Below are 8,091 nucleotides of genomic sequence, written 5' to 3'. Positions count from 1 at the left end.
GCGGGGGGCGAGGGCGATACCGAGACCGATGGAGACCATGGCCTGGGCCTCCTGGTAGTCGTGCGCGTGGAAGGAGACCGTCGGGCGGAAGCCCGCCGCCTGGCAGGTCCGGGCGAGCACGTCGGCGACGGGGTGCTCGTCCGCGCGGGTGATCCAGTTCTCCTCGGTGAGTTCCGTGATGTCCACGCAGTCGCGGCCCGCGAGCCGGTGGTCACGGGCGACGATCAGCACCGTGGGGTCGTCGAGCAGGTGCGTGACGGCGAGAGACGGGTCGTCCACCCGTCGCCAGTGGTAGTCCCACAGCAGCGCGAGCTGGATCTCGCGGCTCTCCAGCATGGCGAGCAGTCCGTCGAAGACGGCGCTGCGGACGATGAGTTCGACGTTGGGGTGGGCCTGCCCGAAGCGCTGTACGAGCCGTGGCAGTAGCGAGGCGCCGGCGGTGGGGAACGAGCCGATGCGCAGTTCACCCGAGCGCAGTCCGGCGATCTCGTCCAACTCGGCCCGTGCCGCGTCGAGTTGGCGGCCGATGTGCTGTGCGTGCCGTACCAGGGCCTGTCCCGCGAGGGTGAGTTGCACGCCGCGGGCGTGACGTTCGAGCAGGGGCTGGCCGGCCTCCGACTCCAGCTTCGCGATCTGCTGCGAGACGGCGGACGGTGTGAAGGCGAGGGCCTGGGCCGCTGCCGTGAGGGAGCCGCGTCCGGCGACCTCGGTGAGGAGCAGCATCCGGCGTACGTCGAGATGCATGAGACAGTCCTTAAGTTTTACTAAAGGGGCATCCATTTTTTCGAGATTGTACTGAAGTCGTGACGCGCGCATGCTCGGTGTCGCCCGGAGATCGTCACCGGGCGTTTTCGAACGACGGGAGAGCCACGTGCTGCGGCTGCCGGCAACACTCATGCGCGGAGGTACCAGCAAGTGCTGGGTGTTCGACGCCGACGACCTGCGTGCGGCGGGCGTGACCGGCGGGCCGGACGGGCGGCTGGACACCGTCCTCGCGTCGGCCTTCGGCGCGACCGACCCCCGCCAGATCGACGGCGTCGGCGGGGCCACGTCCACCACCTCCAAGGCGGTGATCGTCCGGCCGTCCGCCGAGCCCGGCGTGGACGTCGACTATCTCTTCGCACAGGTCGGCATCGGTACGGCGGGTGTCGAATGGGCGAGCAACTGCGGAAACTGCGCGACCGCCGTGGGCCTGTACGCGCTGCGCACCGGGCTCGCGAAGCCGGTCCATCCCACGACCACGGTCGAGATGCGCAACGAGAACACGGGCGTACGGCTCTCGGCCACCGTGCCCACCCCCGGCGGGGTGGTGCCGGAGCTGGGCGAGGCGACCGTACCCGGCTCGCGCGCCCTCGGCGTTCCCGTCGCGCTCGGGTTCCGGAACCCCGCGGGCGCGAGCACCGGCGCGCTGCTGCCGACCGGGAACGGCGTCGACCGCCTGGAGGTGGTGGACGAGGCGCACCCGGTGAACGAGGCGGACCCGGTGAACGGATCGCGGCCGCCGTACGGATCGCACCCGGCGTACGGGGTCGACGTCACCCTCGTCGACGCGGGCGCTCCCGCCGTACTCGCCGACGCCGCAGCCCTCGGCTCGGACGCCCTGGAGTCGGTCGAGGCGTTCTCGGCCCTGGTCCCCACCCTGACGCGGCTGCGCCGCGCCGCCGCGCTGCGGATGGGCCTGGCCGGCCCGCACGACCCCATCAGCCACTCCGTACCCAAGGCGGGCGTCGTCGCACCGGCCGGTGACTACGTGACGTCGCTCGGCGAACGGATCTCGGGCGCCGACTACGACATCGCCGTCCGCATGCTCTCCATGCACGCCCCGCACCCGGCCATCGGCCTCACCTCGGCGGTCGCGGTTGCGTCCGCCGCGCTCTCACCAGATACGATTTTGGCCAAACTGGCCGAGAATCGGCCGGTCGCCACTCTGCTCCGGCTGGGCACACCCGCCGGCGTCATCACGGCGGAGGTGTCGCTCGACGGCACCGGAGCGGTCCGGGCGGTAACCCTGCACCGGGCCGCACGCGCCATCGCGACCGCGGAACTCCTTGTCCCCGCCCTCCTACAGGAAAGCGTCTGACGCAGTCGACGCGCCTGTCCGGCAGCAAAGGAGCTGTCATGAAAGTCCAGTTGGAGAACATCACGCTCGCCTACGGCGACGCGACCGCCGTCGACGACCTCAGCATCGACATCGAGGACGGTGAATCACTGGTCCTGCTCGGCAAGTCGGGCTGCGGCAAGACCTCCACCATGCGGTGCGTGGCCGGCCTCGAAACACCCACCGGCGGCCGGATAACCATCGGCGACACCGTCGTCTTCGACAGCGAACGCGGCATCAACGTGGCGCCGAACAGGCGGAACGTGGGCATGGTGTTCCAGTCGTACGCGGTCTGGCCCCACCGTACGATCCACCAGAACGTCGCCTTCCCCCTCCAGCAGCAGAAGCTCCCCAAGGACCAGATCCGCGAGCGCGTCGCCGACGTGCTCGACCTGGTCGGGCTCACCGAGTTCGCCGACCGGGGCGCCAGCCTCCTCAGCGGCGGTCAGATGCAGCGCGTCGCGCTCGCCCGCAGCCTCGTCATGCGGCCCAGTGTGCTGCTGCTCGACGAGCCGCTGTCCAACCTCGACGCCCGGCTGCGCGACCGGCTCCGTGTGGAGCTGCGGGAGATCCAGCAGCGGCTCAACCTGACCTGCGTCTATGTCACCCATGACCAGTCCGAGGCCCTCGCGCTCGCGGACCGTATCGCGCTGATGCAGAACGGCCGCATCGTCCAGACGGACCGCCCGGAACGCATCTACGACACCCCCTCGTCGGCGTCGATCGCCGACTTCCTCGGGGTCTCCAACATCTTCCCCTGTACGGAGATCGGTCCGGGGGACGGGGCGCGGACCGGGCGGGACGGGGCCGGGACCGGGACCGGGACCGGGACCGGGACCGGGACCGGAAGGAACGAGGCGACCGGAGCGCTGCTCGGGCTGACCGGGCACGAGGTCGAGGTCCTCGCGGAATGCGGTACCGCCGCCCCCGCCGACCCCAGCGTCTGCATCCGCCCCGAGGACATCCGGCTCACCGACGCCCCCACCGCCGACGGCGTCAACAACTGGCCCGGCCGCGTCGAAGTCGTCAGCTTCCAGGGCAGTTACGTCCGCTACCGCGTCAGCCTCAAGGGCGGCCCCGAACTCGACGCGATCGTCCCCCGGCGCGGCCGCGAACTGCTGCGGCCCGGCGCGTCCGTCTGGGCCGCTGCCGACCCGGCCGCCGTCCAGGTGCTGCCGTCGGAGGTGCCCGCATGAGCGCCGTGATCACGCGGCTGCGGCGCGGCCTGCCCACCGGGGTCCTGCTGACCTGTCTGGGCATCCTCGTCGTCGTACCGATGCTGTTCATCCTGCTCGCCGCCTTCAGCGACCATGTGCCGAGGCCCGGCGCCATCGGGCTCGACTCGCTCTCGCTGGAGAACTTCTCCATCCTGTCCACCTCGCAGGCCATGGGGGCCCTCGGCAACTCCGTGCTCGTCGCCAGCGCCGCGTCGGTGCTCGCCCTCGGCATCGGCTGCGGACTGGCGTTCCTCGCCGCGCGCACCGACACCCCGGGCAGACGCTTCCTCTACTTCGTCGGCATCGCACCGCTGTTCCTGCCGTCCCTCGTGGGCGCCATCGCCTGGTCGCTGCTCGGCAGCCCGGCCACCGGCTTCCTCAACCTGCTGCTGCACGGCGCCGGACTCGACGTCACGCTCGACATCTACACCGTGCCCGGACTGATCATGGTCCTGGCGCTCTACTACGCGCCGTACGCGTTCCTCCTCGTCCACGCCTCGCTGTCGCTGATGAACCCCGACCTCGAAGAGGCGGCGTTCGTGCACGGCGCGACCCTGCGCCGCACCATGCGGCGGGTGACGTTCCCGCTGGCCATGCCCGCGATCCTGGGGTCCGGGATCCTCATCTTCGCGCTGACGATGGAGAACTTCCCGGTCGCGCAGGTGATCGGCAATCCGGGCCAGATCGACACGCTGCCGAGCTTCATCTACCGGCTCATGAACGCCTCGCCGTCACGCGGCAACGAGGCGGCGGCCGTCTCGATCATCCTCACCCTGGTCCTGCTCGTCGTCACCGCCGTGCAGCAACGAGCCGTACTGCGGCGGAAGTTCACCACCGTCACGGGCAAGGGCGTGCGCGCCCGTACGATCCCGCTGGGACGCTGGCGGGGACCCGCGTTCGGCGCGGCGCTCCTGTACTTCGCGCTCGCCGTCGTACTGCCGCTCGGCGCGCTGACCGTCGCCTCGCTCCAGAGCTCCCCGTACCTCTCCAGCATCGGCCAGCTCGCCGAGAGCGACGCGCTGTCGTTCTACGCGCTGGGCGAGATGATCACCTCACCGGAGTTCATCGAGGTCGCCCGCAACAGCGTGCTCACCGCCGTACTCGCGGGAGTGCTGGGCACGGCCATCAGCTTCGCCCTCGCCTACACCGTCTACCGGACCAAGGCCCCGGGGCGGCGCGCGCTCGAATTCGTGGCGATGGCGCCGCTCGCGGTGCCGGCGATCGTGCTCGGTCTCGGTCTGCTGTGGACGTGGCTGGTGATGCCGCTTCCCGTGTACGGGACGATGGCCGTCCTCGTCGTGGCCTTCCTCGCCGTCTTCCTGCCGCAGGGGTACCGGGGCGTGGCCTCGTCCATCCTCCAGGTGGACCGCGATCTGGAGGACAGCGCCGTACTGCTCGGCGCGCGGCGCACCCGGGCGATCTCGCACGTGACGCTGCCGCTGATGCGCGTCGGGATGGTGTCCACGCTGCTGCTTCTGCTGATGCTCTGCATGCGTGAACTGTCCGCCGCCCTCTTCCTGTTCACCTCCGACACCCGGCTTCTCTCAATCATGATCTTCGACAACTTCGACAACGGCGCCATGCAGGGCGCGGCGACGGTGAGCCTGCTCTACTGCGGCGTGATCCTGGTCATCGCACTCCTCGCGAAGTCTCTGGGCGCCAAGACCGTGGACGGAGCCCGATGAACCGCAAGACCTCGCGCATCCTGGCCGCACTGACGGCGGTCGGGGCGCTGACCACCGCCGCGGCCTGCGCTCCGCCGCCCACCACCGCGGTGGTAGACCTGTCGGCCACCGAGGTCGACACCTCCGGCGGACTCGTCGTCGACGGTGAGCACATCGCCGACGCCGAGCTGCTGTCCGCCGCGAAGAAGGAGGGCTCACTCTCCCTCTACAGCGGCTACATCGAGAACTCCGAGAAACAGGTGATCCGCGCCTTCGAGCACGACACCGGCATCAAGGTCGACCTCGTGCGTCTGGTCCCCAACCGCCTCGCGGAGCGCGTACTGAGCGAACAGGGCGCCGGCCGGCTCGGTGCGGACGTCGTCCGCACCTCCGACTACGACATCGCCTCGCGGATGCGCGACGCCGGGGTCTTCCGGGCCCACGAGGTGCCGGGCTACGACAAGCTGGACGACACCGTCCGCTACCACGGCGGTGAGTTCTACCGCGTCTTCGACCCCCTTTACACCTTCGCGTACAACACCGTTCTCGTGGACGAGAAGGACGCTCCCACCTCCTGGAAGGACCTGACCGAGGCGGAGTGGAAAGGCAGCCTCGGCATCACCCAGGTCGGCGCGGGCGGCAGTTCGCTCGCCCTGACCAGGTTCCAGGAGGACCGGCTCGGCCCGGAGTACCTGCCGGCCCTCGCCGACCAGCAGCCCCGGATCTTCGACTCGTCGAGCGCCGCGCTGGAGAGCCTGGCGCGCGGCGAGATCTCCGTCGCGACGGCGGTCGTGAGCAGCGTCAACATCGCGGCGAGCAAGAACGCGCCGGTCGACTTCGTGGTGCCCGACGAGGGCATGGCCGCGTACGACTACTACCTCGGCAAGGCCACGTCGGCGAAGCACGAGGCCGCGGCCGAACTCTTCCTCGACTGGAACATGTCGCAGCGCGGCCAGGACGTCTTCCGCCAGATCGGCGAATTCCCCGCGCGCAGTGATGTGACGCCCCCGAAGGTGCTGGGGCACGACCTGCCGACCGTGAACAGCGGGCAGGTCGTCCGCTTCGAACCCAAGGCGCTGCTCGGCGCGGCCGACGCCGATCAGCGGCGGTGGCTGTCGCTCTTCGGCTACCTGTAGCCGGCGGTCAGACCTTGTCCGCCGCGATCAGCAGATACTGGAAGCTGCCGTCCTTGTAGGCGTCCAGGAAGGCCTGCTCGATACCGGTGGCCAGGGGCGACTCGGCGCGCAGCTCCCAGTAGGGGATGGTCGCCGCGGTCAGGTCGACGACGCTGACGGGGACGAGGCGGTTGGCGGCCATCTCCTTGAAGTACTTGCTGCGGGGATGAATGCTGCAGATGTAGTGGGCGTTGATCTCGCTGACGGCGCGGGACGGCAGTCCGTACGCGTCGTTGTAGCAGCCGGTAATGGTGACGTAGCGGCCACCGTGCTTGAGGAGCCTGGCGTATTCGGGGAACAGGAGCGCCAGGTCCACGTACATGGTGCTCTCGTTGTTCCAGATGGCCTGGAATGTGTCGCTCTCGAAGCCGGTGTGCAGCATGTTCTTGAGGTGGAAGCGGACCTTGTCGTCCACGCCGCGTTCCTCGGCCTGGCCGTTGGCGAAGGCGACCTGGGTCTCGGAGATGGAGACGCCGTCGACCTGACAGCCGAAGCGGCTGTGGGCGACGAAACTGCTGCCGCCGCGCCCCGAGCCGGAGTCCATGAGGCGGTCGGCCGGGGTGATGTCGCCGAGGTGGCTCATCAGCAAGTCGGCCTGTGCGCACTCCAGGCGGTGGAGTTCGGCCGTGAGGCGCTCCTGCCGGGTCTCCTCGGGGCCGTCGACGGCGGACCAGTCGACGTCACCGATGCCGTAGTGGTGGTGGTAGATGCCGTCGACCTCGCCGAGGCGGAGGTTGACGGGGTTCCTCTCCTGGTTCCAGTAGTTGGCGACGGACTTCTGGTAGAGGCTGCGCAGGGGGTGGGCGGTGGTGTTCTGAATGGTCATGGACATCTCCTTCATAAGGGGGTTACGGGTTTACGGACCGGCCGTCACGGCGCGGTCTGATACCGGGGGCTGGTCGCGTGCCACTGTTTGCTGCCGCCCATCCACGCCCACAGCCCCGCCAGATACCGGCGCAGTTGAGGGGAGCCGGCCGCCGCCAGAACGGCGCAGTCGGCCTCGACGGTGTGCATGAGTTCGTCGTGGATGGCCGCCGTGCGGTCGACGGCCTCCTGCAGCGAGCAGTTGTCCTCGGTGGCGATGAGATTGGGCAGGTTGGTGTCTCCGGGATCTTCCTTGGCCATCGAATAGACGTCGTTGAGAAGGACGTTGGCCATTCCCGCGTAGAGGTAGGTGCGGCGCACGGTGGGGTCGGCGAACTCATGGGCGGGCAGTTCGTAACCGCCGACCGGGTCGATCAGCACCATGCAGGGGTAGAAGGCGTTCTCGTATCGGTGCAGCAGGTACTCCCACACCGCGGGCCTGCGTTCACTGTTGCGCCATTCGGCTTCCTGCCCGTATCCGACGAACATGACGGCGAGTTCGTGGCGCAGGCGCGCCATCTGGGTGGTGCTGGCGATCTGGGAGAGGTGAGCGAGGCTGGACCGGAAGGCGCGCAGGACGGGTTGTTGCCGCACGACCTCTTCGAACTGCGCGAGGTAGCGGGCGGGGAGGCGGACCGGGTCGACCACGGCGTGGGTCATCGCGAGGCGGGAGCCGAGGAGTTCGGGTTCCGTGTCGTCGCCCTCGTCGACCCAGTGGTCGTCCACGGACCACTCCGCGAGGCCGCAGCGGGCGGCGGCCATCAGGCGGTCGGGGTCGTCGCAGTCGGGATGCGCGAGCATGAACAAGCGCCCGAACTGGTGTGAGCGCAGGCGTTCGAGGCGCCCGGTGAAGATCCCGATCTCCTCGGCCCAGTCGACCAGGCGGTTGTTGACCTCCTCCCCGAGGGCGGGGTCGTCGCGCAGGGCGTCGGGGCAGTACAGGGGCGGGATCCGCACCGCCGTGTCGGTGGCGGTCCCGGTGTCGGCTCCGGTGGCCGTGCCCGGCTCCGTGCGCGTCCGCGTGCGGCTGTCCGGGTCCTGGGCGGCCGGTCGGACCTTCGCCTCCGACCGGC

Annotated in this window: 7 protein-coding genes; 4 read left to right on the top strand and 3 right to left on the bottom strand. The window is 69.6% G+C overall.

What is annotated here, in order from left to right; translation table 11 throughout:
* Positions 1–744: LysR substrate-binding domain-containing protein (locus tag GXP76_RS32220; RefSeq protein WP_242575158.1), on the bottom strand; the 744-nt coding region annotated here is incomplete at its 3' end.
* 127 nt (positions 745–871) lie between these two features.
* On the opposite strand from GXP76_RS32220, the gene GXP76_RS32215 reads away from it, so the two are divergent.
* The 4 genes from GXP76_RS32215 to GXP76_RS32200 are packed head-to-tail and all read left to right on the top strand — an operon-like array spanning position 872 to position 6,115.
* On the top strand, positions 872–2,080 hold the full coding sequence (locus GXP76_RS32215) for a PrpF domain-containing protein (protein WP_308354273.1): 1,209 nt from the start codon (positions 872–874) through the stop codon (positions 2,078–2,080).
* Between the two features lie 38 nt (positions 2,081–2,118).
* The gene (locus GXP76_RS32210; RefSeq protein ID WP_242575156.1) at positions 2,119–3,294 is read left to right on the top strand and encodes an ABC transporter ATP-binding protein; all 1,176 of its coding nucleotides are present in this window, start codon (positions 2,119–2,121) and stop codon (positions 3,292–3,294) included.
* Complete coding sequence (locus GXP76_RS32205) at positions 3,291–5,000, top strand: iron ABC transporter permease (protein ID WP_242575155.1); 1,710 nt, start codon at positions 3,291–3,293, stop codon at positions 4,998–5,000. The genes GXP76_RS32210 and GXP76_RS32205 overlap by 4 nt, the downstream gene beginning before the upstream one ends.
* Positions 4,997–6,115 carry an ABC transporter substrate-binding protein gene (locus GXP76_RS32200; protein ID WP_242575154.1) on the top strand — a complete coding sequence of 373 codons (1,119 nt, stop codon included), beginning with the start codon at positions 4,997–4,999 and terminating at the stop codon, positions 6,113–6,115. Before GXP76_RS32205 ends, GXP76_RS32200 begins: the two co-directional genes overlap by 4 nt.
* A gap of 7 nt (positions 6,116–6,122) precedes the next feature.
* Here GXP76_RS32200 and GXP76_RS32195 read toward each other — a convergent pair whose 3' ends face one another.
* Together GXP76_RS32195 and GXP76_RS32190 are read right to left on the bottom strand one after the other, a co-directional pair.
* Positions 6,123–6,980 (bottom strand): geranyl diphosphate 2-C-methyltransferase, encoded by an 858-nt coding sequence (locus GXP76_RS32195; RefSeq protein WP_374363392.1) that lies wholly within the window; start codon positions 6,978–6,980, stop codon positions 6,123–6,125.
* A gap of 44 nt (positions 6,981–7,024) precedes the next feature.
* Positions 7,025–8,091, bottom strand: a 1,067-nt coding sequence (locus GXP76_RS32190; protein WP_242575152.1) for a family 2 encapsulin nanocompartment cargo protein terpene cyclase, incomplete at its 5' end; no start/stop codon positions are given.

It is taken from the genome of Streptomyces sp. NP-1717 (assembly GCF_022695985.1).
Lineage (GTDB): Bacteria > Actinomycetota > Actinomycetes > Streptomycetales > Streptomycetaceae > Streptomyces.
Note: the sequence above shows the minus strand (reverse complement) of the source record. Positions and strands in the feature narration are given on the sequence as shown.